This is a genomic window from Aminipila butyrica, from assembly GCF_010669305.1.
Lineage (GTDB): Bacteria > Bacillota > Clostridia > Peptostreptococcales > Anaerovoracaceae > Aminipila > Aminipila butyrica.
On record NZ_CP048649.1, the window covers coordinates 2,321,954 to 2,346,291 of the forward strand.

Genomic DNA, 24,338 nt, shown 5'->3' on the forward strand with positions numbered 1-24,338 from the left:
TTATACAATCTGCAAGGGCTTACACTGCAAGTAATCCAAAGATACCAGCTTATATTCCACCCCGTTCATCACACCTTTAAACCCATTCTTATAGCCCTCCTGGCCATGTAGATGCCCGTACACTACTTTTTCTACACCGTACTTGGCGAACAATTCCGTAAATCCGGACTTATGCATCCGATCATTGGTTGGCGGGTAATGCAGCATGCCGATAAATCGCTGAAATCCGGCTTTCTTTGCCGCTGACAGAGAAAAGTCCAGCCGCAATAGTTCACGCTCGTAAATCTTGTTGTCATGGGGATCAAATTCATCACTGCCAGGGCACAACCAACCCCGACTACCGCAGATGGCTAAATCTCCTGCCGCATAAAAGGTGTTTTGTAGAAAAAATATGTCTTCATATAGCTGATTCAACTTGGCAATACCATTCCACCACAAATCATGATTTCCCTTCGTGATGACTTTTTTCCCTGGCAGCTGATGAATCCACTCAAAATCTGCCAGAGCTTCTTCTCTTTTCAAGGCCCAAGATATGTCCCCCGGTATAAGCACAAGGTCCTGATCCGTGACAGCTGCCTCCCAGTTTTCCTTTACCCGCACCGTATGATTCACCCATTGGCCCCCAAAAATGTCCATAGGCTTCTCTACCCGGCTATCAAAGGATAAATGTAAATCTGCAATAGCAAAAATTTTCATCTAGCTTTCTTCCTCTTCCTTTAGGTACCCGGCCATCGGCCCGGACTCTAATTCCAATATAGATGTACTCTCCAATTCACTCAGGCCTGTTACCCCCCTGAGCTTCCGCTGGATGCTTCTGGTTCTGGTACCAATCAGTTTATCCAGCTCTGTGTTGGCCTGATTAATACGCTGCTGTGTAGCCTCCAATACGGTACCAAATTTATCAAACTCTGTCTTTACCGCTCCTAAAATGTCCCATACCTGGCTGGAATGTTTCTGAATGGCCAAGGTCTTGAAACCCATCTGTAGACTGTTTAACAGAGCTGCCATAGTGGTAGGCCCGGCGATGCTTATCTTGTACTCCCGTTGAAGCACCTCCACCATGCCCCGGCGCACCACTTCCGCATACAATCCCTCAAAGGGCAGAAACATGATAGCAAAGTCGGTGGTAACTGGCGGCTCCACGTATTTTTCGTGGATATCTTTTGCCGCTTTCTTAATCGCTCGTTCTAAATTTTTAGCTGCCTCGTCGATTTCCTTGGCATCAGCCGAATCATAGGCTTCTATCAATTTAGTATACGCATCTGCGGGAAATTTAGCATCAATAGGCAAATAGACCACTCCGTCTGCATCTCCCGGAAGCTTGATGGCAAACTCCACCCGCTCCGCCCCACTGCTTTTGGTGCGGATGTTTTCTTCATACTGGTCTCTGGCCAAAATTTGTTCTAAAATAGCTCCCAACTGTATTTCCCCTAGGATTCCTCTAGTCTTTACGTTGGAAAGCACCTTTTTCAAATCCCCCACCCCGGAAGCTAAAGTCTGCATTTCTCCCAGGCCCTTGTACACCTGTTCCAGCCGCTGACTGACCAGTTGAAACGACTGACTGATGCGATCCTCCAAGGTCTTTTGCAGCTTTTCATCTACCGTATGGCGCATCTGCTCCAGCTGCCGCCCATTTTCCTCTTGCAGGGCAGTCAATCGGGTCTCCATAGTCTTACGTATGTTCTCCAGCTTTTGCTCGTGAAGCAGAGACATGTGATTAAACTGACTGTTCAACTGAGCCAAGCGCATATCTTGCGCTTCGGCAGATTCTTTCTGATTTCCAGCCACCATGTCCCCCATGGCCTTAAAGCTGCCCTGAATAAACTGCATGGTTTCCTGACGCGAAGCCTTCATCTCTTGCAGCAGTTCCAAGCGAACCTGCTGCATAGCCCGTTCCCGCCGATCTCCCTCACCCACGCTATGCCGCTTTAAAAACATATATAAAAGAATGGCTACCGCAGCTGTAAACAAGCCAAGACCTGCCGCAGCAGCCAAAATAAGCATCGAACTCATAAATATATCCGCCCTTCTGATTCTGTATGAAACAGCTCCTGCATATTTTCTATATAAGTATACCACAAAAAATGGAGGTTAAAAAGTCAAAATGAATGGTGCCTTTAATCTGTACCCGCTGCTTAACTACATTATCTGGGGAGACTTCGGCCTGCTGACCATGGTCCCCTATTTTTTACTGAAAATTTTATTTCCCATTATCACTTCTTTTTATTTGTTGCAGCTGTTTCTCCTGGAATCCAATCTGCTTCACCTGGCAGCCCGCAGACTGGATGGGCTCTTTCAGAAAATAGGCCTGTCCGCAGGGACCTTCCTGCCTTTACTTCTAGGCTTTGGCTGTGTAACGGTAGCGCTGGGTGCCTTGCAGCTCCACCCTAACCCTAGGGAAAGACGAATTGCTCAGATTCTCCTCTGTTTATTTATCCCTTGTTCCGCCCAGTTGGTCATTAACACCGTGTTGGTTTTTCAGACTAGTCGACGTTACTTAGTTGCCTACATCATCCTCCTATGCGTTATCTTTCTGCTGGGAGGCTTCCTGCTGAACAAGTGGCTTCCCGGCAAGCCTGCCAAGGTTCGTACTGGAAAAAACGCCAAGTCGCAAAGAACGTACCGAAGCCCCACAGCCCCCAGAGGCCTCAGCTTTACCGTGCCTAGGCTCCTGCCTCTATTGACGAAGGCTCTCCGCAGCAGCAGCGGATTTCTTCTGGAGATGGCCTTCCCCTTTGCCATCGGCAATATTCTAGTATCCATTCTCTCTTATGTAGGCTTCATCGATCGGCTCTGTCTCTGGACGGCACCGGTCTTCTGCCAATTTTTAAAGCTGCCAGCCGATGCCGCTGCAATTTTCGTTTTAAGCATCATCAAAAAAGATCTCGGAGCCTCTAGCCTGCTGGCTCTCTTTGCAAAAGGGACCTTTACTCAAGCACAGAGTTTCATCTGTGTGGTTATGCTGACTCTCTTTGTGCCCTGCCTGGCATCCATGATTGTCCTTTTAAAGCACGAGAGCAAACGAATCTCTTTGGCTATTTGGCTGTTTTCCGTCTTCCTAACTTTAGCTCTCGGCAAACTATTAAGTATTTTGTTAATATTGCCATAACTCCACTATGTATGATATGATATCTGTATATAGTATGGTATCTATATAAAACATTTTATAGATGAGAGGAGTTTTGTTATGTACGAAAACTTAAAATTTGAAGTAAAAGATAAGATTGCCTTTATCACCATTAACCGACCTCAGGCTATGAATTCCCTGAACATGGATGTACTGAATGAACTGTACACTGCCTTTAGTGAAGTGGAATCCAACGAAGAAATCTGCTCTGCTGTATTGACGGGAGAGGGAAAAGCCTTTGTTGCAGGAGCAGATATCGCCCAGATGCACGCCCTGGATGCCGTAGCCGGTCGAGATATGATGATTTTAGGCCACAAGCTTATGAATTATATGGAATCCATTGAAAAACCAATTATTGCTGCCGTAAACGGCTTTGCTCTAGGCGGCGGCTGCGAACTGGCCATGGCCTGTGATATCCGTATCGCTTCTGAAAAAGCGAAGTTTGGCCAGCCAGAAGTAAACTTGGGTATTATTCCCGGCTTTGGCGGCACCCAGCGTCTGCCTCGGCTGGTAGGTAAGAGCATGGGCAAATACCTGATTATGACAGCCGAAATGATTACCGCCGATGAAGCTTACCGCATTGGCTTAGTGGAAAAAATGGTACCGCCGGAAGAGCTGATGGCTACTGCTGAAAAGGTAGCAAAAACTATTATGTCTAAGGCCCCTATCGCTGTAGCAGTGGCTAAAACAGTGATTAACAACGGCTACGGACTGGACATGAAGACGGCCAGCGCCATGGAGATTGAAGCCTTTACTGCGCCATTCGCCTCCCAAGATAAGACCGAAGGCATGAGTGCCTTCCTGGAAAAGCGGGAAGCTAAATTCCAGAAAAAATAAAGAATGAAAGAGGATGTCTTCTGGCATCCTCTATTTTTTTGCTTCTATGAATAGAACAAACGGTACACGTTTTGACTTTTCAGTAGAAAAATATTGTTTTTTCCTTTATACTTTAATAGATTGAATATCACGGCATAGCTATTGTCGAACATGTATAGAGGAGATCATGGAAGTGGAGTACGATTTATCAAAATGTATTGGCTTTGTTACCAATACAGCTATTAAGACGATTACAGAAAACTTTAATAAACGTTTGGAACAGCACGGTTTAACCAGGATTCAATGGATTGCGCTGTATTTCCTTTTAAACGCCGACCAGCCCATGGGGCAAAAGGAACTGTCCAGCCTGATGAACATAAAAGAATCCTCCCTGGTGCGGTTACTGGATCGGATGTCCCGAGATGGTTTGATTCAGCGAGTGGAAAATGCCACAGACCGCCGCATGAAATATGTTATGCTGTCCGATTCCGGGCGTGGAAAAGCCATCGACCTATACCCTTTGGGGAAAGAATTCAGCGATCTTTTATTAAAAGAGGTTTCCGATGAAGAAGTGGCCATCTTTCAACAAGTCTTGAACAAAATGCTCCAAAACATCAATGAAAAATAGTGAAAAATCTCTCATAAAATGGCCCCTTAGGGGCTATTTTTACTTGACAACAATTATATAATTGTTATACTAATAGTTAACATGCTAATTATATATTGATAAAACCTGATAGGAGGAGTAAAAATGGCGAGAAATGTACGAGAAATGCTCAATGACTTTGTCAATGGACTGGGAACTCTAAGGGAGACCAACGAAGAGGCCGTAGATGCGTTTATGGGGTTGCTGGGAGCTTCCTACAGTCCAAAGGCGCTGGACTTAAAGACGAAGGAACTGATGAGCATAGCCATCGGCTGTTATAACCGCTGCGAATATTGTATTGTTTATCACTGTTACAAGGCTTTCGAGGCCGGAGCAACCAAGGAGGAAATTCTGGAGTCCGCCATGGTGTCTGTAGCCTTCGGTGGAGGACCTTCCATGGCCTATACCGTTACCTTGTTAACAGATTGTATTGCAGAATTTGAAAAGGATTTTCAATAATAGGTCCAACAGGGGAGCGTGCAAACACTCCCCTGTTTTATAAAGGAGAACGACCAATGCAGATAATTTTAAATAAACTATACGGGGAAGATAAAAGTGCCAAAGTAGGGAAAATTCTCGTTAAAAACGGGGATACCATTCAGCCGGGAGACGGCCTATTTAACGCGGAGTCTACCAAAGGAAATTTTCTTGTACAATCAGAATATGAAGGCTGCATCAGCAAACTGCTGATTCAAGAAGGACAGCAGATTAAAATAGGTGCTGTAATTGCTGAAATGGATGGCAAAAAAGTCACCCAAGAGCCACAATCCACCGGTGCAGCATACAGCTTTGGATTGGCTAAACCAAAAAAAGAAGACATCTCCTGTGATATTGCCGTCATCGGCGGCGGACCTGGCGGATATGTTGCTGCCATCCGCGGTGCCCAACTTGGCGCAAAGGTGGTCTTGATTGAAAAGGAACACCTTGGCGGTACGTGCCTGAATTCTGGGTGTATTCCCACAAAGAGCTTTGTCAAAAGCGCCCATCTGTCCGATGAAATCCATCACGCCGCTGAAGTCGGTTTAGAAGTAGGACCGCCTGTAGTTCATTTAGACCAGATTGTCAAGCGGAAAGATGAGGTGGTTTCCAACCTGTCGTCTGGCATCCAATATCTTTTAAAGCACTGGAACATCCGACTGATTCAAGGAGAAGCCGTGGTTTCTGAACAGTCCATTCAGGTTCATTCCAGCAAGATTGATGCTACTATTTTCCCCAAGAAAACCATTCTGGCAACCGGCTCCTCCCCCACTCGGCTTAACATTCCTGGGGCAGACTTACCGGTGGTATTGACGAACGAAGAGATCTTAAACATGAAAGAACTCCCTCAGGCATTGACTATTATCGGCGGCGGCGTCATCGGCATGGAGTTTGCCTTTATTTTTAATTCCCTTGGCTCAAAGGTATCCGTTATCGAATATATGGACAGCATCCTCTTCAACTTTGATGAAGACCTAGTGGCCTTGATCCAGGAGGAATGTGCTCATCGTGGTATTACCTTACACACTGGCGCCAAGGTGGAAGAAATTTCACTGGCCGAGGATAAGCAGGCAGTCACGGCGTTTACCCGCAAGGGGAAAAGTCACCTGGTCGTTGGCGATACCGTCTTGATGTCCGTCGGCCGAACGCCCAACCTGTCCGCCGTAAATCTGCAAGAGCTGCGGGTAGAATTAAACGAAAAGAAAAATGGCATTCAAGTAGACCACCACATGGTCACTTCCAATCCATCGGTTTACGCCATCGGAGATGTGACCAATATTATACAGTTGGCCCACGTTGCCAGCCACCAAGGAATTGTTGCCGCAGAACATTGCATGGGTCAATCCAGTACCATGGATTACACGGCGGTGCCCAGCGCTGTATTTGTTTCCCCTGAATTTGCAACGGTAGGGCTTTGTGAGAAAGAAGCTCAAAAGTCTGCCATTTCTTATGAGGTAAGCAAGTTCCCTTTTTCAGCCAACGGCAAAGCTCTCAGCCAAGGCCAGGGTCACGGTTTTGTTAAAATTCTCTTTGATACTCAGAATCACTGCATCCTTGGTGCTGCTGTCATCGGACCAAATGCCACCGACCTGATTGCCTGCTTCACACCGCTCATCCAACAGAAAACAGATTACCGGACATTACACCACACCATTTTTGCTCATCCCACTACGGCGGAATCTATCCATGAAGCCATATTAGGAATCACCGGGGAGGCCATCCATTTTGCATAGCATTTATATTTCACAAAGTTTCAATCCGTACTTCAATCTGGCCTTTGAGGAATATTTGGTTGGCCGTCGCCGGCCCCATGAGCAGATATTGTATTTATGGCAAAATCAGAATACCGTTGTCATCGGCCGAAACCAAAATCCATGGAAAGAATGCAATCTGGAAGAATTAAACCGTTTAGGCGGCCAACTGGTTCGCCGCTTATCTGGGGGCGGCGCGGTATACCACGATTTAGGCAACCTAAACTTTACCTTTATCTCCCCTGACGGAGTTGACCAAATTCATCGCAATATGGAGGTAATCCTGCAAGCCCTGTCCCTAAATGGTATTTCCGCCGATTTCAGTGGGAAAAATGATATCTTGGCAGAAGGCTTTAAAATCTCTGGTAATGCTTATTTCTTGGAAGAAGATACCCTCTGCCACCATGGCACCTTACTGCTGGATGTGGACTTTGAAAAATTGAGCAGGGTCTTGACCGTATCTCCAAAAAAATTACAATCCAAAGGAATCGATTCAGTCAAATCCAGGGTAAAAAATCTCAAAGAATTTAACAATAAGATTAGCCTAGACAGCTTGCAGCAAGATCTGATTCAAACCTTTACTTCAAAGGCGGAAGTATGGCAGATAAACCAAATTTCTGAAGAAGAAATCCAGGCAGACCTACCTGAAATTCTAGAGCTGAAAAATCGCTACGAGAGCTGGGGGTGGTCCTATGGCTCCTCCCCTGAATTTAATGTAGAACTATCCGAGCATTTCCCCTGGGGAGAGGTTACTCTTTACTTAACGATTCTGGATGGCATCATTGAGAAGGTCACCGTAGCCACCGACTCTTTAAATCTAGAGGTTCCAACCCTCATCTGCCAGCAAGTCCTCCATAGGAGATTTAATCAGGAGTCTCTATGGAATCAGTTGGGCTCTTTATTTAAGTAAATAAAAAGCTTTCCGTTGAAGACCGATTCAAAGCATCAGCAGTTGTCGATATTACGGTTTATGATAAGGACGAAGCAATCTATATCATGAATACCCTGACAGGAGCGCTAAATTCAAAACCGCCTGAATATGGACATTCATCCCTGAACACACAGTATATTACCGAGGAAAACAAAGTACGCACAACGCTATGGGGCGGCATACGCTTTATGGGAATAATGATTAGCTCTATATCCGCATTGGTGGAGCAATTGGAGAGAAAAGAATTATGTTAGAAAAGTAGGACACGTTGTGCCGAAGGAATTGACGTATATTATTCCAGTTCTTGAGGAGGGAGAATAGAATGAACATTGTAACCAAAAACGACCGATCTATCGCTGTAATTGATCGCGCCCAAAAGATTAGCTGCACGCAAGATGCGCTTGATTTAATGGCTGATGCTTGGTCCCAAGAGTAATGCACTGGTATGATTATATTTCATGACAGCTTAGACGAACATTTTTTCGACTTAAGGACCGGCTTTGCCGGAGAGGTTTTACAGAAGTTTTCAAATTACAATTTTAAGATGGCTATCGTGGGAGATTTTTCTATATATACGAGCAAAAGCCTTCAAGATTTTATCTACGAATGTAATAATGGTCGACTTATATTTTTCAAAAATAATATTGAAAGTGCAATGAATTCTTTGATGGCTTAGCGACAAAAATTTATCGCCGTTCATATGCTAAAACACCTCATTTCCAATTAGTTTCGGAAATGAGGTGTTTTTCGTATCCAACTTGACTTATGAGGTCGGTTCACAACTTCTCCTGGTGACTTCCCGGCCTCTGAACGAGGATTCTTTTCTTACTTAAGCATCTTTTCCTTTGGCTTATCATCCTTTACCAGCTCTGCAAAAGAGGTGGCCAGACCGGCAACGCCTTGAATATCCGATGGAATAATAATCTTAGTAGCTCTGCCGTCAGCAGCTGCCGCAAAGGCCTCCATGCTCTTGATGGCCAGCACCTCTTTGTTTGGTGCGGATTCCACCAGCATTTTAATACCGTCTGCTGTCGCCTGCTGCACCATGCGAATAGCTTCAGCTTCACCTTCCGCAGCTCGAATAGCAGCCTGTTTCCTAGCTTCTGCTTCTAAAATAACCGCTTCCTTCTTAGCTTCTGCCTCCAGAATCACGGATTCCTTGTTACCCTCTGCAATCAGCACGACAGATTTCTTTTCTCCTTCTGCCCGCAGAATAGCTTCTCTTCTCTCCCGCTCTGCCCGCATCTGCTTTTCCATGGCAACTTGAATATCTCTAGGCGGTGTGATGTTCTTTACCTCCACCCGGTTGATCTTGATACCCCAAGCATCTGTAGCCTCATCCAGCACCACGCGAATCTTGCCATTAATGTGCTCCCGGCTGGTCAGCGTGCCGTCCAGCTCCAGTTCACCGATGATGTTTCTCAAGGTGGTAGCCGTCAGATTCTCAATGGCCGCCATCGGATTTTCTACACCATAAGTATAAAGCTTCGGGTCAGTAATCTGATAATAAACAACGGTATCAATCTCCATGGTTACGTTATCCTTGGTGATTACCGGCTGAGGTGGGAAGTCAATTACGTGTTCCTTCAAGGAAACCTTTCGGGAAATTTTATCAATTAACGGAATTTTAAAGTGGAGACCTACCTGCCAAGTGGCGCTGTATGCTCCCAAGCGTTCCACAACGTACGCTCTGGCTTGTGGCACTACCCGAATATTAGTGACCAGCAATAATATGATGATCACCGCCAACAGAAATCCTGCAATAACATTAAACATATTTGTTCCTCCCTGATTTACTCTTTACACTCAATACTATAACCTTTTTAGGATTATTGCTGTCCATCCGCTGACGGTTCTACCACCAGCTTCACCCCTTCGATGCTTCGGACCACAACCTTCGTATTTTCCTCTATGGTCAACGCTCTGTCCAATGACACAGCCGTCCACTCCTTACCTTGAATCTTTACCTGTCCCGTAGAAAAAGCATCAATCTGCACTGTCACAAAGCCAATATGCCCAATCAGCGCATCGGAATTGGTCTTTTCCACCGCTATATTCAACTTTTTCTGAGCCAATGGCCTTGTAAAATACAAGAGTACAATGGAGACGATAAAAAACAGCGCAAATTGTACACCCAGTGGAGCACCAATCATAGCCACTAAAGCAGCTACCACCGCTCCTCCGCAGAACCAGATGGTAGTGAGCCCCATGGTCACTGCTTCAATGATGCCAAATACTACCGCTACCAAAACCCATATAACTGCCCAGTTCCCTGCGAACCATTCTATTCCAACCATAAAAGGTTTCCTCCTTTCGATGTCACTGCTATTTTTCCCATTGTATCACACTTATTCCAATAATTCCATTAAATCTTTGCCGGACAGACTGCCGATGGAATTCACGGATTCAGTAATCAACGCATCCGCCAGTTCTCGCTTACTCTCTTGAAGTTTTAAGATCTTCTCTTCGATAGTATCCTCTGCAATGATTTTATATACCTGCAAATTTTTCTTTTGACCAATTCGATGCGCCCGGTCGGTAGCTTGATTCTGTACAGCTAGGTTCCACCACGGATCATAGTGAATCACCACGTCGGCAGCCGTCAGGTTCAGTCCGGTTCCCCCTGCCTTCAAAGAAATAAGAAATACTTTAGCCCCTTGGTCAGCGTCTTCCTCTTCTGCCTCCTGGTTGAATTCCTCCACCATTTGCGCCCGCTGCTCCTTAGGCGTGCTGCCAGTCAACTTGTAGTAGGAAATATCTTCCTGGTCCAACCGCTCCTGGATAAGCTCCAGCATGGAGGTAAACTGGGAAAACACCAATACTTTGTGCTCCCCAGATACGGCTTCATCGATGAGTTCCATACAGGCCTCCAGTTTACTGCTCCCCTGCTTGTAATCCTCATAACATAGCGCTGGATGGCAGCACAACTGCCGAAGCCGGGTCAGCAGCGCTAAAATCATGATTTTATTCGTTTCAAAACCACCTTCCCGAATCTCCTTGCCAATCTCCAGCTTAGCCTTGGCCAGATTGGCCTTATACAACTTCTGCTGTTCGCCTTCCAGCTTGGCATAAATCACGGTTTCCGTTTTTTCGGGCAGTTCCTTCAACACATTCTTTTTCAACCGCCGAAGCATAAAAGGAGTCACTTGCCGTTTAAGGCTCTCCATACATTCTTGATCTTGCTCTCGGACAATAGGCATCTCATACTTTTGCTTGAATTTGTTATAAGAGAACAGATAATCTGGCATGAGGAAGTCGAAGATACTCCACAGTTCACTGAGCCGATTCTCAATAGGTGTTCCCGTCAAAGCAAAGCGGTAGTTGCTGTCGGCCAGCTTCACTGCTCTGGCATTCTGGGTAGAATAATTCTTAATATATTGTGCCTCGTCAATAATGCAAAAATCAAACTTCCATTCCCGATACTGATCCAAGTCTCTTCGAAACAAATCATAAGAAGTCAGTATCACGTTTTCTCGTTGAATGGTTTTTATCAGCTCTTTTCGCTCCTTTGCCGTACCGATTACTGCAAGGGTACTGATATTGGGCGCGAATTTCTCTATTTCCTTTTTCCAGTTCAAAACCAGTGACGCCGGTGAAATAATCACAGCCAAACTTTTCTTTTCTAAGTCTACTTCTTTCTCCTCTGTGGGGTTTGCCATCAGCGCTTCCCATGCATCCTCCAACAGAGAAATAATCTGCAAGGTTTTCCCCAGTCCCATCTCATCTGCCAGAATGCCGCTGAAACCATATTCTGTCATAGTCTTCAGCCACTGAAAGCCTTCTTTCTGATAGTCTCTCAGTATCCCGGACAGATGTGCCGGAATAGGATGGTCGCTGTCTTCCACCGCACTCATGCCCCGTATGAGACTTTTAAAGTGGCCATCCCGATCAAACTTAATGCTCCTGGAATTTTTTAAGGTGCTGTTCAGCAGCAAGGATTTATATTTAGGCATCTCAAAAAAACCATTTTCCAAGTCTCTTCGGGGAATGCCCAAATCGTCCACAAAGGTCAGCAGTTCGCTGAGACTTTCATCGGTCAGATCCAGAAATCCGCCATCCTTCATCCGATGATAAGTCTTTTTTTGCCGATACTGCTCCAATGCTCCCATAAGTTCATCGATGGGAAACTGGTCCAAATCAAAATCCAATTTTAGCAGATCGCTCTCCAGCCGAACGCCTACCGATGCCTTGGGCACGACCGTATTTCCAATTCGCCGATATTTTTCGGTGGTAAAAACGCTGCCTACCTTGGTAAGTCCCTTGGCCACCACATTGACAAATTCGTAAATTCGCTCATCGCTTCCCGTAAGATATAGCAGACTGGTCCGCTTTTCATAGCCTACAAAATATCTGCTCAGAAGAAGCCTGGCTTTATCTTCCAGCATCTGATCCCGAACGGTTTTGGCTCCAGCCAGCGCCTTATCAGTCTGACCGCCTGCCCAAGTCTCAAAGATCTGTTCCCCCGACATAACATCGAAGACCACCCCTTCCCCATATTCACAGAGAAGTTTAGACGTGATGGTGTCGCTGCTGGGACTATCGAGATAAATTTTAATCCGCCCCTGGTCTGGCATAAAGGCCTCCAGAAGCTCTGCACCAGAACCCAGCTCCACGTGATCCTGCACCTGTGCCATGACATTGGAAAAAAAGGTGTTCATATCACGCTCTGCCAGGAGAATACAGCCATTGCCGTCCTTGAGGATATTCACAAAGTTTCTGGTCTTTTCCGCGAAATCCTGGCTGGTCTGCCACAGTTCCTCTCCCTCTGCAATATACAGGTGGTCTTTTCCCTCTAGAAAGTCAAATTGACTGCTTATCAAGAGATAGGTCCCCGCAGACTCCTGACTCACCCGGATATGAATCTTAGGCGTGTGCTCTTCAATCCGGTAAGAAACATCTTTTTGCTGTTTCCAACAGTCCTCTCCCCTGTAATAGCTGTAGCTTTTGAGATTCTGGCTGCCGGTTATGACCAAGTCCATAGCCTGTTCTTTCAACAAATTCATCAGTCGGTCCAGGTTATTGGGTCCAATGCGCATATAGCGCTTGGTGTTGTCGTATCCGTAATTGCTCTCGTAATAGCTGTCATTCCGATAACTTTCAATCTCGCTGTACCGGTCCATAATATAGTCTACCAGCGGTTTGGAACTGTCTTCAAACCTAGAGATGTGATGAGTCAGACTCAACTCTCTTCCATAAGAAAGGGTGTCCCCCCGCTTCATGCTTTCACAAAAAGATTTGATACTCTTGATTACGTACATTCGCGTGTTTCCTATGGTCAAAGACAACTCTGGCGTATTTCCCACCACAGTCAGCTTGGGCACTAGGCGGACTAAATCCCTGTCCAACAGGGAATCCTTCGCATCAATCAAGTTTTTATGAGAATACAGATCGATGAGCCGAATAGCGTTTCGATCAGACATCCGCTGGCTCCTCTCCGTTTTTTTGCCTACACCATATAAATCATTCATGTTGCTCTTCCTCTTTACCCCAATAACTTTCCACAAAAAAATTACTTATAATTAAGTAATCTTCCCATCTCCTATGAGGAGCTTACAGCCCACTAGAACTGTCTCACCCCTCTACCAGAGAACTTGTTTAACTCCATCTGAATCAATATGTAAGTTACTAAAGATAAGCCTAATACATTTAAAATCAAATACAGTGCTCCGTTATCACCGGAGACATAGGGGATATTGTTCCGTTGACCCGCAATCTCCAGCCTCTCGCCCATCTTGTAAGCCCAGTACCACCCGTACAGCCCCAAGGTGATGAAATTGAAAATAAAAGCCAGAATCCCGTCAGCCCCCCTCTCCTGAGAAAGGCCCAATGCCTCATCCGTCATACATACAAACCAATAAATCCCATATATCCCAAAAGTTATCACTGTCAAAATTGCACACATTGCAACATTTCTTTCTCTTACCATAATTTACCCCTTTCGTTACGCCTCTATGTCTAATGGCCCTTCTTTTTTAATAAGTTTTTAGTTCTCTGTACAAGCGAATGAATTCTGCTTCAATCTCCTGATGGGGCACCTCACTCTGACAGATGGAAATATGAATGATCGGCTCCTGTTTAAAGAGCAGCTCTCCATGAAGCAACTTAAACTCGTGGTAGAGCATTGAGTTATCAATCTCCTTGATGAGCTTAGCCTCCTCCTGATTGGGCGGCTCTACGCCCAAAGCCCGAAGAACCGTATCCTGCAACACATCCTCATAATCCTTATACGCGTTTAACTGTATTTTCAGCGGTGTTATCACATCACCAATATAGGCCTCCGACGCATCATGGAGCAAGCAATTCAGCTGCAACTTTTCAGACAGCCCCCGCTCTTTGGCTTCTAGCGCACAATTTATAGAATGTTGTCCCACCGAGAAAAAAATCCGCAAATGCCCATTAGCCCGACATATAAGAGAGAGGGCGTGAGCTACATCACCGATGGTAATATCCCGTTCCACTGCTCTGGTGGGGTTAAATTTTCTTTTGTAATACGTGGTCACGTAGCTTCGATCCATATTTGCGTCAAACATACTTAAATCCTATTCCTTGAATGCCTGCTGCTGTCAACTGCATCCATTAGCTTTCTACAGGCACTTTCTCTTCTTTCTTACTTTATGCAGAAAATATCGCTCTGGAAGCGATATTAATGTAGTATAAAAAAAGCCTCTGCAAGGTACTCTTAGCTCTTATGCATTTGCCTGTCAGCCAAGTGCATCTATCAGACGATTTTTATAAATTTTACATTATATCATACCATATTTTCAGAGGAATTAAAACAAAAAGCAAAAGAAAGTTTACTCTTCTTTCTTACTTCTCTTGCATATACTCCAACCAAATTCATCTTTTCAATCCATAAACTACTCATTTCATCCTTAGTTTTCTCAGTTATTGGTTGACTTTTTACCCAACCAAGTTTACAGTAAAGAAGAGAATATAATTGGACGGATTTTGTCCGAAACGAAAGGAAGCATGGATGGAAAAGTATGTAAATATTGACTGGAAACCGGACAAGTCCCTGAAAATGCCGCTGTACAAACAAATATCTCAATATATCAGCAATAAGGTGTCTTGTGGGGACTGGCTGGTCGGCAGCAAACTGCCCCCTCAACGCAAGCTGTCGGAACTCTTCCAGGTGAACCGCAGCACAGTGGTGACGGCCATGGAAGAGCTCATGTCTTACGGAATGCTGGAAAGCGAATATGGCGGGGGCACTCGAGTAGCCAGCAACACCTGGTCCCTTTTCATGTCCACCCCACCAGACTGGAATAATTACATCCATTCCAGCCCTTTTCGCTCCAATATGCCCACGATTCAGATTATCAATAAGCTGGAATACGATGAGCGCTATGTCCGCTTAGGAACCGGCGAACTAAGCCCCAGTCTCTTTCCTCATGACCTGATGACCAAAGTTTTTAAAAAGCTGCCAGCCAAAATCCCCGCCCTTGGTTATTTAGGTCCCTTGGGGCTGCCGGAGCTGCGCCGGAGCCTGACGGAACGGATGGCTTTAAAAGGAATTGATGTACCAGATTCCTCTATCGTCGTTACCTCTGGTTCCCTCCAAGGTCTCCAGCTGATTTCCGTTTGCATGTTAAAGCCCGGCTCTACCGTCTTCACAGAATCCCCTACTTACCTGAAGTCTCTTCAGGTCTTCCAGTCTGCCGGGATGCACCTATCCGGCATTCCTATGGATAAAAACGGCCTTATGTACTGGCAGATTGGCAAAGAAACCGGTCAAGCCCTGCTATACACCATCCCCACTCACCAAAATCCCACCGGCCTGGTGATGCCCGAAGAGCGAAGAAAGGAGCTCTTTCAATTTTGCAACGCTAATCGGCTGCCAGTTATTGAAGACGACGCCTACGGAGACCTGTGGTTCGACCAGGAGCCTCCTAAACCCATTAAAGCCATGGACCAAAACGGGATGATCCTCTATCTGGGAACCGTGTCCAAAACCCTGGCTCCAGGGCTGCGGATTGGCTGGTTGGCAGGGCCTGAATCCGTAGTATATCGGATTGGTGACGTCAAGATGCAGGTGGATTACGGTGCCAGCTCCTTATCCCAATGGGCCTTGGCAGAATTTTTCGACAGTGGCTATTATGATGACTATCTAATCTTTCTGCGCCAAGAACTGAAGGCCCGACGAGACCTGGCTCTTTCCCTCTTGAACCAGCATTTTAAGGACCTGGCTGACTGGTCTGTACCACAAGGAGGATTCTATATCTGGCTACGGTTCAAAATCCCCCTGTCCATGGACAACTTGTTCCAACGGGCCTTGGATAAAAACATCCTGCTCAATCCCGGCAATATCTACGATTTTGCCGACAACAACGCCTTGCGCCTATCCTACGCCTATGCCGATCCAGAGGACCTTTGCAAAGCCATCAAGACCCTGTCCCACGTAGTGGAGGCTTGTTTGAAAAAGTAAGATAGTAAAAAAGGTACCCATTAACCGAAAAAAACAAAAGACTCTCCCAGCCCATACGCTTCCAACAAGCAATACAGGCCTGGTAAGAGTCTTTTTTATGTCCCAGGAAATAAGGAAAAAAACTCAATATTTCCTGGAATTCAAATCTGATAAATCGTATGGTGGAGGGACGAGGCCTTAGTGAACAGGCTTCGGCAGTCTAGCCATAATAATGTTCAGCAAATCATCCGTGGATCTCAGCGGGTCGGTAAAGGCCCCCGTCTTCACTGTGACAAACTTCGGAGCCAGCGGTTCCAGGGTTCCCCCCAGCACTTCCCCTATTTCCGCATACTTGTACTTCGGCAGCAAGTCGTTCATTTCCTGGGAAATATCCTCGGTATCATCAAAGCCAAAGTCCACTTCATACACATGAGCAAGCTCGGCAGCAATTTCCCAGTTAGTCAAATCTACCCCTTCAAAAATGGTGGCGCCCACCGGCAGCAATCGTCTTTCTGTATTCGTAAAGGTACCATCTACGCTGGTAAAGCCCGTACCCGGCAGAATAACATCGGCCTGGGCGGCGGTAGCTGTCATGTACAGGTCGCTGACCATGAGGAATTCCAGTCCGCTCAAATCGATATCTGGGTCTTCTCCAAAAATCAGCAGCGCTTTCACCCCTTCCAGGGCTTCGGCTCCTGCCTTAATGCCCAAGTCAATGAGTCCCTGAGAATTATTCTTGGCCTTAACCTGTAGGATGCCGTCTCGCGGCGTACCGATATGACCAGACAGCAGGGCAATGTCTCCCAAGAGAGTAGCTGCTTCTGTCGTCACCAGATTCTGCTGGAATACAATCATGGCTTTCTTGGCCTTGCCGTAAAGAACCGCAACCTCCGCGGCGGCTTCCGATACCTTTACATCCTTCAAATCAGCGGCAAATGCCTCGAATCCTTCCAGCTTGGAGGTCTTGCCCATGTCCAGAAGAGCCTTAGCAATCTCCTTCAGAACAGCAGTGCTGTTTTCTGTATAAATAACCTTTTCCGCATAATCAAAGCCGTGCTGCTCCTGGTCTTTCGGGTTAATCAGCACTACTTTAGCGCCGTTTTTTGCCGCCTGCCGGATTTTCAGCTGAATCACCGGGTTCAGTACCGTATCAAATCCGCTGACCAGAATCACCTCTGTGGACAACAACTCGTTGATGGTGTTTGGAGAAGCGTCGTGACCGATGACTGGTGCCAATCCGCTGGCCCGGTTGTTAAAGCAAAAAGTCTTTGCCCCCATGACCTTGGCCATTTTCTTAATGGCGTAAGCTTCTTCGTTGGTATACCGATCGGAAATAGCCACCGCTACAGCATCGCTGCCATATCTGGCCGCTACAGACTGAGCCTTCTTCGCCGTCAGCACGATCGCCTCGTGATAATCGGTTTCCGTAAAGCCGTCCCCTTCCTTTATCATCGGCTCCAGCAGCTTGTCTTCCAACATCGTGCAGTCGAAGCCCCATTTACCTTTTCCGCAGCCTAGGCCTTCGTTGACGATGCCGTCCTTAGACGGATTGGCCTTGACCAGCAAATCGCCGTAGGTCTCCAGTTCCAGCGTGCAGCCTACGGAGCAGTATGCACAGGTCGTCTCTGTGAAATCCGTTTCCAGCGGCACAGCTTTGGTCATGGTAGTACGCTCCTGTATGGCTCCTGTCGGGCATACGCTTACGCACTGACCGCAGGATACACAGCCGGATTCCGCCAGTGGCTTCTCCAAAGTCGGCTTCACCACCGTGTCAAATCCCCGGTGTACCAGCCCTAAAGCCCCTATGCCCATGACTTCATCACAAGCCCGCACACAGAGTCCGCACAGGATACACTTATTCGGATCTCGCAGAATAAATGGATGGTCATCTTCAAATTCAATCTGATTCTTCTCTCCTGCCAACCGATCTGGCTGAACATCATACTGATTGGCAAAGTCGATGAGCTTACACTCAAAATAATCGTGACAGCCACATTCTAAACATCTGGATGCGTCAGCTATGGCCTGTTCTTCATCATAACCAAAGACGACTTCTGTAAAGTTATCTTTTCTTTCTTCTGCCTCCAGCTGTGCCATAACCGGACGGCACTCTCTCTCCCGGTCCTCAAAAGTCTTTTCGTCAATGTCATCCCGCTCTACCACATACGGTTTCACGTACTTCACTGCTTCGCCGTTCAGATAGCTGTCGATAATAGCAGCGGCCTTCTTGGCATCGGCAATTGCCTCAATGGCGATGGAAATTTTGTCATTACCACAATCTCCTCCGGCAAAGACTCCTTCCATGCTGGTCATAAAGGTGTCCTTATCATAGGCGATGGCCTTCTTTCTAGTCTTATCCACCTGGAAAGCTTCCGCATCTACCGCCTGACCAATGGCCAAAATAGCGGTGTCGATGTCCAGTGTTTTCGTCTTGCCTTCTACCGCCTTCGGCGCTCTTCTGCCAGAAGCATCGGGCTCGCCCAATTCCATAACTTGAAGAACTACCTGCTTCACTCGGCCGTCTTCTCCGGCGATGAACTCAATTGGATTGGTCAGGTTTTCAAAGATAACCCCTTCCTCTTCCCCTTCGATGATTTCAATCTGGTCCGCAGGCATTTCATCCTTTGTTCTCCGGTAGATATTGTAAACTTTCTTTGCACCCAGTCTAACCGCTGTTCGGCAAGCGTCCATTGCCGTATTCCCACCGCCGACAATAGCCACGCTGTCCCCCAAACGGATTTCTTCGTTACGAACGACCTTCCGCAGAAAATCGATTCCGCCGATTACGCCCGGCAGATCCTCGCCCGGGCAGCCTACACCAGTGGATATCCATGCACCGATACCCAGCAGCACGGCATCGTAGTCCTCCCGAATGGTCTCAAAAGGAATATCTACGCCCACCTTGGTGTTTGGCATCATTTCTACGCCCATCTTCTCGATGGTGAAAATTTCTTCATCCAACACTTCTTTCGGCAGCCGATACTCTGGAATACCATAGCGGAGCATGCCTCCCAATTTTGGCATTGCCTCATAAATGGTCACCTGGTGACCCTGCTGTCGGAGGAAGTATGCTGCGGACAGTCCCATCGGACCGCCGCCGATAATGGCCACGCTCTTTCCTGTATCTGGGGCAATATCCGGCATGAAAGGGTCCCCTTCAGACAGATCCTGATCGGCAGCAAACCGCTTCAGCCACTGGATGGAGATCGCCTGCTCCGGTCCGTCAATCAGCTTTCGCCGGCACTTATCTTCACAAGGGTGCGGACATACTCGGCCGATAGCTGCCGGCAGCGGAATCTTATCCTTAATCAGCCGAATCGCTGCATCAAATTCACCATTTGCAATTAATCCCACGTATCCCTGGCAATCCGTGCCTCCCGGACAAGCCAAGACGCAAGGCGGCCGACAGTCTCCCACATGGTTGGACAGCAGCAGCTCTAAATTGGTCTTTCTGGATTCCACCACCTGGTCGGTGTGGGTTTTTATCACCATATTCGGTGCAATCTCCGTAGCACAGGCCTTTACCAGCTTCGGGTTGCCCTCCACTTCGCAGACACACAGCCCGCATGATCCATATATTTCCGTTCTTTCATCAAAACATAGAGTTGGAATAAAAATATCGTTCTCTTTGGCAACTTCCAAAATGGTCTGCCCTGGAATTGCATAAACTTCTTTTCCATCAATGTTCAGCCTAAAATTTTTCATATCTTTCTCCCCCTCTCTTAGTTTTTCTCTATTGCACTGAATTTGCAAGTTTCTAGGCACTTTCCACACTTGATGCAGAGTTCCTGATCAATGTGGTGCAGCTTCTTCACCTGGCCGGAAATAGCGTTTACCGGACATTTCTTGGCACACAAGGTGCACCCCTTGCAGTCCTCTGTAATGGTAAAGGTCAGCAACGGCTTACAAGATTTAGCGGTACACTTCTTGTTATAAATGTGATCTTCGTATTCGTTTCTAAAGTATTTAATGGTGGTCAGTACCGGATTGGGAGCCGTCTGTCCTAACCCGCATAAAGAACCATCCTTGATTTTGTAGGCCAATTCTTCCAGCAGTTCAATATCCCCGTCTCGGCCTTCCCCTCTGGTAATCCGCTCCAGAATCTCCAACATTCTCTTGGTACCCACACGACAATAATTACACTTGCCGCAGGATTCTTTTCTGGTAAAATCCAGGAAATATCTGGCCATATCGACCATGCAGGTTTCTTCGTCCATAACAATCATTCCGCCGGAACCCACGATAGCTCCAGTCTTGTTGATGTCCTCATAGGTTACCGGCGTATTGATCAGTTCTGACGGAATACAGCCCCCAGACGGACCACCCATCTGTACAGCCTTAAAATTCTTATCCTGCTTAATACCGTCACCGATGCCGTAGATGACATCCTTCAAAGGCAGACCCATGGGAACCTCTACCAGACCGCCCTTTTTAATTTTTCCAGCCAGGGCAAAGACCTTAGTCCCCTTGCTCTGGGCTGTTCCCATGGCACCAAAAGCTTCGCCCCCGTTGATGATGATCCAAGCCACGTTGGCGTACGTTTCTACGTTATTGATATTGGTCGGCTGCTGCCAGTATCCCTTTTGTGCTGGGAAAGGCGGCTTCAATCTCGGCATGCCTCGCTCTCCCTCCAAGGAAGCAATCAGTGCCGTCTCCTCACCGCATACGAAAGCTCCAGCTCCAGCCTTAATCCTCATATCGAAGTCAAAGCCGCTGCCAAAGATGTTCTTGCCCAGATAACCTTTTTCCCTAGCCTGAGCCATGGCAATCTCCAGCCTATGTATGGCAAGTGGATATTCTGCACGGCAATAAATGATACCTTCCGCCGCGCCCATGGAAAACCCACCGATTATCATTCCTTCAATCAGCGAATGCGGGTCTCCTTCCAGAACCGATCGGTCCATGAAAGCACCCGGATCCCCTTCGTCTGCATTACAGACAATATATTTAATTTTTCCCGGACTCTTCTTAGCTGCATCCCACTTAAACCAAGTAGGGAAGCCTGCGCCGCCTCTTCCTCGCAATCCGGAGACTTTTATTTCTTCAATTACTTCTTCTGGCTTCATGGACGTAACCACCTTTTCCGTGGCCTGATAGCCCCCTACCGCCAGGTATTCTTCTATGTTTTCAGGATCAATTAGTCCGCAGTTTCGTAAAACGACCCGTTTCTGCTTTTCTATAAATTGGCCGTCTACCGCAGAGATGGCGTAATCCGCAACAGGCTGTCCTCCCAGCAAGTGCTTTTCCACAATCTCAGAGACCAGCTCCGGCTGCACCTTCACATATCTGGTCATACCGCCATCATCATCATATACGTCGACGATGGGTTCCAGGTAGCAGGTACCCACACAACCTGTGGTGCCCACTTCAATGTTCAGATTCTTACCGGCGATCTGCCTTTCAAATTCCTCTGCTGTCTTCTTAGCGCCAGTCGCTATGCCACAGCTTCCCTGTCCAACTATTACCTTCATCGTTTATTCCTCCTATGCCCTCGCTTGAATTTCAGCCAGAACTTTTTTTACACTGTCCTTGGTCAGATTGCCGTAGGTTTCCTCCCCGTCGGCACTCTGAATCATCATCACAGGCGCCAGCGAACAGCAGCCTAAACAAGCCACGTTGTTTAAGGTGAACAGTCCGTCCTCGGTGGTTTCTCCATCCCGGATGTCCAAATGCTCTGTAATCGCTTCTTCAATTAGGTCTGCACCGTTTACATGACAGGCCGTCCCCTTGCACAGCATGATGAGATGTTTGCCGATAGGCTGTAATCTGAACTGCGCATAAAAGGTTGCCACGCCATAAATCTTTGCCGGCTTGATTCCCGTCTGCTGGGAAATATAGTTAATCGCATCCATGGACAGATATCCATAAATATCTTGTGCGTTCTGCAAGATTGTTATCAAGCTTCCCTGCACACTACCATACTTTTCCAGCACTGGAGCCAGCTCCTTAAAGTCGGCAACATAATTTTCCTCTTGTAAGCCACACTTTTCACACATAATATTCCTCCTACTTTATTATTGCAATGTATATAAACTAGTTATATCTGATTATAATGAAAAACCCTGTCCGCCGCAATGAAAAGTTAATCTTCTTGCCGGTTTGAAGGCGGATTTGCTTCCAAAGGTAGATTTTTTTCCAGCTTTTGTCCCTTCGAGAAGAGAGCCTTTACGTCGACCTCCATAAGAAGGATTCCCGCCAACATAAACACGGCGCCCACATAGCCCCTCATCAGCAGCCGTTCTCCTGCGAAAAGGAAAGCCGCCACCGCTGCAAATACCGGCTCCAGGGCAAAGATAACTCCGACGTGATTGGCGGACGTGTACTGCTGGGCCACCACCTGAACAATAAAGGCGACGCCCGTGCAGAAGATTGCCAGAAAAATCATGGCTGCCCACACCCCGGGGGTTTTAGGCAAGTTGGGCGTTTCCAGCAAAAGAGCCAGCACCAGCATATAAGATCCGGTAAACCCCAATTGATACACGCCTACTTGAAAGGCATTTACTTCCTCCCGATGCACAGCCCGATCCGTGATAATTAAATCCACCGCATAGGCAAAGGCACACATGATGCAGAGGATATCTCCCAGGGCTGGTTTAAACTCTCCGTTGAGGGTCATCAGGGCGATGCCGGTCAGGCAAAGCAAAAGTACCAGCACCAATTTGTTTCCAGGCCGCTCCTTTTTTATAATAAAGGTAAGAATAGGCGTGATGACCACTGTCAGGGCACAGAGAAAGCCAGCATTAGAAAGGCTGGTATAAAGTACCCCATAGGTGGCGCCGATGTACACCAGCGTCAGAGCCAGCCCGATTAAGGCACTGTAGCGTAGGGTACTTCTGTTAACTTTCCGCATCTTTGGGAAAGCCAGAATCGCAGCCATAAAGAAGGCAATCAAAAATCGATAAGCATTCAGAGTCAGCGGAGGAATCTCCTTCAGACAGATATCCAGTAGAAGGTAGGAGACACCCCAGCAAAGGGTGACCAATATCAGCATTAAATCGGCTTTAACTTGCTTTGACGTATTTGAAAGTATGTGGAACATATAGATGAACTCCTCCTAAACTTGTGCGATAAAAAGCTCCAGAGCCAAATGCTGGTCTAGCAGCCCGTTTTTAATATGCCGGTCAATCTCATAAACCTTGGTCAATATCTTTTTTAGCTGGCCAACAGAATATCTGCCGGAAAAAGACAAGGCTTTTTTTATGCGAAACTCATGAATTTTTAGGATACCCTGCATCTGCTTTTGATTGTGGCCCTCCTCCAGCATTTCTTTTACCTCCAGGATGGTCTCAAACTGTGAGGCAATAAGAGAAAGAATCATATAGAGGTTCTCTCCGGCATTCAGCAGTGAATGAAGCAGCATATAAGCTTCATCTTTTCTGCCGATGCTGATGGCATCCAGCATGGCAAACACACTGGTCTCTAAGTTGCCAGACACCGTGGACAGGACGTCAGAAAGCACAATTTCCGGTCCTTCACTGTAGGCAATAATCTTGCGGATATCATTTTCCAAGTTGTACAGGGTATAATCCGACTCTTTATGAAAATAGCCGCTGCTCTGTATAAACTCATTTATAATAGAAGGTTTAGTCACCTTGCCAGCCGCCTTAAAACGCTTTTCTACAAAAGACCGCAGGGCTTTTTCACTGAGCGCTTCAAAATCATAGGCCTGACCTCTGTCACTGATAGCCTTATACAGCTTTTTTCGCTTGTCTGCGCTTTCCGCCGTAAAAATAAGGATACAACTCTCCGGGATTTCTTTCACGTACTCCGCCAGCTCTGCCTCTTGACTTTCAGAAAAGCCTTTCATCCGTCCTCCAGACAGCAAAGGAAAATCCTTAACCAAAACAATCCGCTTTTGTGACATCATGGTAAAGGTCTCGCAAGCCTCCTTGATAGCATCGATGGTGATGCGGTCTTCCTCCAAGACCGACAAGTCCATATCCCGGCAAGCCGGGTGGATAAACTGCTCAGCAATCTGCTGGCTAGACCAGTGGACTAAATACTGCTCTCGACCAAAGAGAGCCACCACCGGTCCGATGGTTCCTTCCTTTAAATCTTTTGCCAGCCGCTGAAAGGCGTGTTCTTTTTCTGTCTGCTTATGAGAATATGCCATGGGAAACTCCTGAAAATACTTTTTGCGTAAGCCTGCTAACAAACTGGATTACAGCTTGGGCAGGCTAATATTC

At 46.8% G+C, this 24,338-nt stretch carries 20 protein-coding genes; 8 read left to right on the forward strand and 12 right to left on the reverse strand.

Translation table 11 applies throughout. The annotated features are described in order from the left end of the window. Both Ami103574_RS11045 and Ami103574_RS11050 read right to left on the reverse strand, forming a co-directional pair. Positions 1-696 carry a metallophosphoesterase gene (locus Ami103574_RS11045; RefSeq protein WP_163067069.1) on the reverse strand — a complete coding sequence of 232 codons (696 nt, stop codon included), beginning with the start codon at positions 694-696 and terminating at the stop codon, positions 1-3. Then, entirely contained in the window at positions 697-2,013 is a 1,317-nt protein-coding gene (locus Ami103574_RS11050) for a DNA recombination protein RmuC (protein WP_246213130.1), read from the reverse strand. 91 nt (positions 2,014-2,104) lie between these two features. Here Ami103574_RS11050 and Ami103574_RS11055 point away from each other — a divergent pair, with 91 nt between their 5' ends. The 7 genes from Ami103574_RS11055 (at position 2,105) to Ami103574_RS16200 (ending at position 8,424) form a co-directional block, all read left to right on the forward strand. Continuing rightward, positions 2,105-3,109, forward strand: a complete 1,005-nt coding sequence (locus tag Ami103574_RS11055; protein WP_163067070.1) for a nucleoside recognition domain-containing protein — start codon at positions 2,105-2,107, stop codon at positions 3,107-3,109. A 78-nt stretch (positions 3,110-3,187) separates the two neighbouring features. After that, complete coding sequence (locus Ami103574_RS11060; RefSeq protein WP_163067071.1) at positions 3,188-3,964, forward strand: enoyl-CoA hydratase-related protein; 777 nt, start codon at positions 3,188-3,190, stop codon at positions 3,962-3,964. Between the two features lie 172 nt (positions 3,965-4,136). After that, entirely contained in the window at positions 4,137-4,571 is a 435-nt protein-coding gene (locus Ami103574_RS11065; RefSeq protein ID WP_246213131.1) for a MarR family winged helix-turn-helix transcriptional regulator, read from the forward strand. A 123-nt stretch (positions 4,572-4,694) separates the two neighbouring features. Next, entirely contained in the window at positions 4,695-5,048 is a 354-nt protein-coding gene (locus Ami103574_RS11070) for a carboxymuconolactone decarboxylase family protein (RefSeq protein WP_163067073.1), read from the forward strand. A gap of 56 nt (positions 5,049-5,104) precedes the next feature. Next, a complete protein-coding gene (gene lpdA, locus Ami103574_RS11075) occupies positions 5,105-6,799 on the forward strand; it encodes a dihydrolipoyl dehydrogenase (RefSeq protein WP_163067074.1) in 1,695 nt (564 codons plus the stop codon). Continuing rightward, positions 6,792-7,727, forward strand: coding sequence for a lipoate--protein ligase (locus tag Ami103574_RS11080; RefSeq protein WP_163067075.1), 936 nt, complete (start codon positions 6,792-6,794; stop codon positions 7,725-7,727). The genes lpdA and Ami103574_RS11080 overlap by 8 nt, the downstream gene beginning before the upstream one ends. A 466-nt stretch (positions 7,728-8,193) precedes the next feature. Further along, on the forward strand, positions 8,194-8,424 hold the full coding sequence (locus tag Ami103574_RS16200) for a DUF4180 domain-containing protein (RefSeq protein ID WP_246213132.1): 231 nt from the start codon (positions 8,194-8,196) through the stop codon (positions 8,422-8,424). A 149-nt stretch (positions 8,425-8,573) separates the two neighbouring features. Here the strand turns inward: Ami103574_RS16200 and Ami103574_RS11090 are convergent, their stop codons facing one another. From Ami103574_RS11090 to Ami103574_RS11110, 5 genes are all read right to left on the reverse strand, one after another. Next, on the reverse strand, positions 8,574-9,524 hold the full coding sequence (locus Ami103574_RS11090) for an SPFH domain-containing protein (RefSeq protein WP_163067076.1): 951 nt from the start codon (positions 9,522-9,524) through the stop codon (positions 8,574-8,576). Positions 9,525-9,577: 53 nt separating this feature from the next. Then, positions 9,578-10,045 (reverse strand): NfeD family protein, encoded by a 468-nt coding sequence (locus Ami103574_RS11095; RefSeq protein ID WP_163067077.1) that lies wholly within the window; start codon positions 10,043-10,045, stop codon positions 9,578-9,580. Between the two features lie 51 nt (positions 10,046-10,096). Next, entirely contained in the window at positions 10,097-13,216 is a 3,120-nt protein-coding gene (locus Ami103574_RS11100; protein ID WP_163067078.1) for a DEAD/DEAH box helicase, read from the reverse strand. Positions 13,217-13,308: 92 nt separating this feature from the next. Beyond that, complete coding sequence (locus tag Ami103574_RS11105) at positions 13,309-13,674, reverse strand: DUF4234 domain-containing protein (protein WP_163067079.1); 366 nt, start codon at positions 13,672-13,674, stop codon at positions 13,309-13,311. Between the two features lie 46 nt (positions 13,675-13,720). Next, positions 13,721-14,278, reverse strand: coding sequence for a phosphohydrolase (locus tag Ami103574_RS11110; protein ID WP_163067080.1), 558 nt, complete (start codon positions 14,276-14,278; stop codon positions 13,721-13,723). Between the two features lie 443 nt (positions 14,279-14,721). Between Ami103574_RS11110 and Ami103574_RS11115 the strand changes: the two genes are divergently transcribed. Continuing rightward, positions 14,722-16,173 carry an aminotransferase-like domain-containing protein gene (locus Ami103574_RS11115; protein ID WP_163067081.1) on the forward strand — a complete coding sequence of 484 codons (1,452 nt, stop codon included), beginning with the start codon at positions 14,722-14,724 and terminating at the stop codon, positions 16,171-16,173. 177 nt (positions 16,174-16,350) lie between these two features. Here the strand turns inward: Ami103574_RS11115 and Ami103574_RS11120 are convergent, their stop codons facing one another. The 5 genes from Ami103574_RS11120 to holA form a co-directional block, all read right to left on the reverse strand. Further along, positions 16,351-19,857, reverse strand: coding sequence for an FAD-dependent oxidoreductase (locus Ami103574_RS11120; protein ID WP_163067082.1), 3,507 nt, complete (start codon positions 19,855-19,857; stop codon positions 16,351-16,353). 17 nt (positions 19,858-19,874) lie between these two features. After that, positions 19,875-21,623, reverse strand: a complete 1,749-nt coding sequence (locus tag Ami103574_RS11125; RefSeq protein ID WP_163067083.1) for an NADH-quinone oxidoreductase subunit NuoF — start codon at positions 21,621-21,623, stop codon at positions 19,875-19,877. A 12-nt stretch (positions 21,624-21,635) separates the two neighbouring features. Next, positions 21,636-22,148, reverse strand: coding sequence for an NADH-quinone oxidoreductase subunit NuoE (nuoE, locus tag Ami103574_RS11130; protein ID WP_163067084.1), 513 nt, complete (start codon positions 22,146-22,148; stop codon positions 21,636-21,638). Positions 22,149-22,234: 86 nt separating this feature from the next. Then, positions 22,235-23,191: a DMT family transporter gene (locus Ami103574_RS11135; RefSeq protein ID WP_163067085.1), complete on the reverse strand. Its 957-nt coding sequence runs from the start codon at positions 23,189-23,191 to the stop codon at positions 22,235-22,237. 15 nt (positions 23,192-23,206) lie between these two features. Next, positions 23,207-24,265 (reverse strand): DNA polymerase III subunit delta, encoded by a 1,059-nt coding sequence (holA, locus tag Ami103574_RS11140; protein WP_163067086.1) that lies wholly within the window; start codon positions 24,263-24,265, stop codon positions 23,207-23,209. Positions 24,266-24,338 lie beyond the last annotated feature (73 nt).

Excerpts from the sequence above, each read along its gene's own strand:
- Ami103574_RS11045 (WP_163067069.1), bottom strand. The coding sequence starts at position 696 with ATGAAAATTTTTGCTATTGCAGATTTACATTTATCCTTTGATAGCCGG.
- Ami103574_RS11050 (WP_246213130.1), bottom strand. The coding sequence starts at position 2,013 with ATGAGTTCGATGCTTATTTTGGCTGCTGCGGCAGGTCTTGGCTTGTTT.
- Ami103574_RS11055 (WP_163067070.1), top strand. The coding sequence starts at position 2,105 with ATGAATGGTGCCTTTAATCTGTACCCGCTGCTTAACTACATTATCTGG.
- Ami103574_RS11060 (WP_163067071.1), top strand. The coding sequence starts at position 3,188 with ATGTACGAAAACTTAAAATTTGAAGTAAAAGATAAGATTGCCTTTATC.
- Ami103574_RS11070 (WP_163067073.1), top strand. The coding sequence starts at position 4,695 with ATGGCGAGAAATGTACGAGAAATGCTCAATGACTTTGTCAATGGACTG.
- lpdA (WP_163067074.1), top strand. The coding sequence starts at position 5,105 with ATGCAGATAATTTTAAATAAACTATACGGGGAAGATAAAAGTGCCAAA.
- Ami103574_RS16200 (WP_246213132.1), top strand. The coding sequence starts at position 8,194 with ATGATTATATTTCATGACAGCTTAGACGAACATTTTTTCGACTTAAGG.
- Ami103574_RS11090 (WP_163067076.1), bottom strand. The coding sequence starts at position 9,524 with ATGTTTAATGTTATTGCAGGATTTCTGTTGGCGGTGATCATCATATTA.
- Ami103574_RS11095 (WP_163067077.1), bottom strand. The coding sequence starts at position 10,045 with ATGGTTGGAATAGAATGGTTCGCAGGGAACTGGGCAGTTATATGGGTT.
- Ami103574_RS11100 (WP_163067078.1), bottom strand. The coding sequence starts at position 13,216 with ATGAATGATTTATATGGTGTAGGCAAAAAAACGGAGAGGAGCCAGCGG.
- Ami103574_RS11105 (WP_163067079.1), bottom strand. The coding sequence starts at position 13,674 with ATGGTAAGAGAAAGAAATGTTGCAATGTGTGCAATTTTGACAGTGATA.
- Ami103574_RS11110 (WP_163067080.1), bottom strand. The coding sequence starts at position 14,278 with ATGTTTGACGCAAATATGGATCGAAGCTACGTGACCACGTATTACAAA.
- Ami103574_RS11115 (WP_163067081.1), top strand. The coding sequence starts at position 14,722 with ATGGAAAAGTATGTAAATATTGACTGGAAACCGGACAAGTCCCTGAAA.
- Ami103574_RS11120 (WP_163067082.1), bottom strand. The coding sequence starts at position 19,857 with ATGAAAAATTTTAGGCTGAACATTGATGGAAAAGAAGTTTATGCAATT.
- Ami103574_RS11125 (WP_163067083.1), bottom strand. The coding sequence starts at position 21,623 with ATGAAGGTAATAGTTGGACAGGGAAGCTGTGGCATAGCGACTGGCGCT.
- nuoE (WP_163067084.1), bottom strand. The coding sequence starts at position 22,148 with ATGTGTGAAAAGTGTGGCTTACAAGAGGAAAATTATGTTGCCGACTTT.
- Ami103574_RS11135 (WP_163067085.1), bottom strand. The coding sequence starts at position 23,191 with ATGTTCCACATACTTTCAAATACGTCAAAGCAAGTTAAAGCCGATTTA.
- holA (WP_163067086.1), bottom strand. The coding sequence starts at position 24,265 with ATGGCATATTCTCATAAGCAGACAGAAAAAGAACACGCCTTTCAGCGG.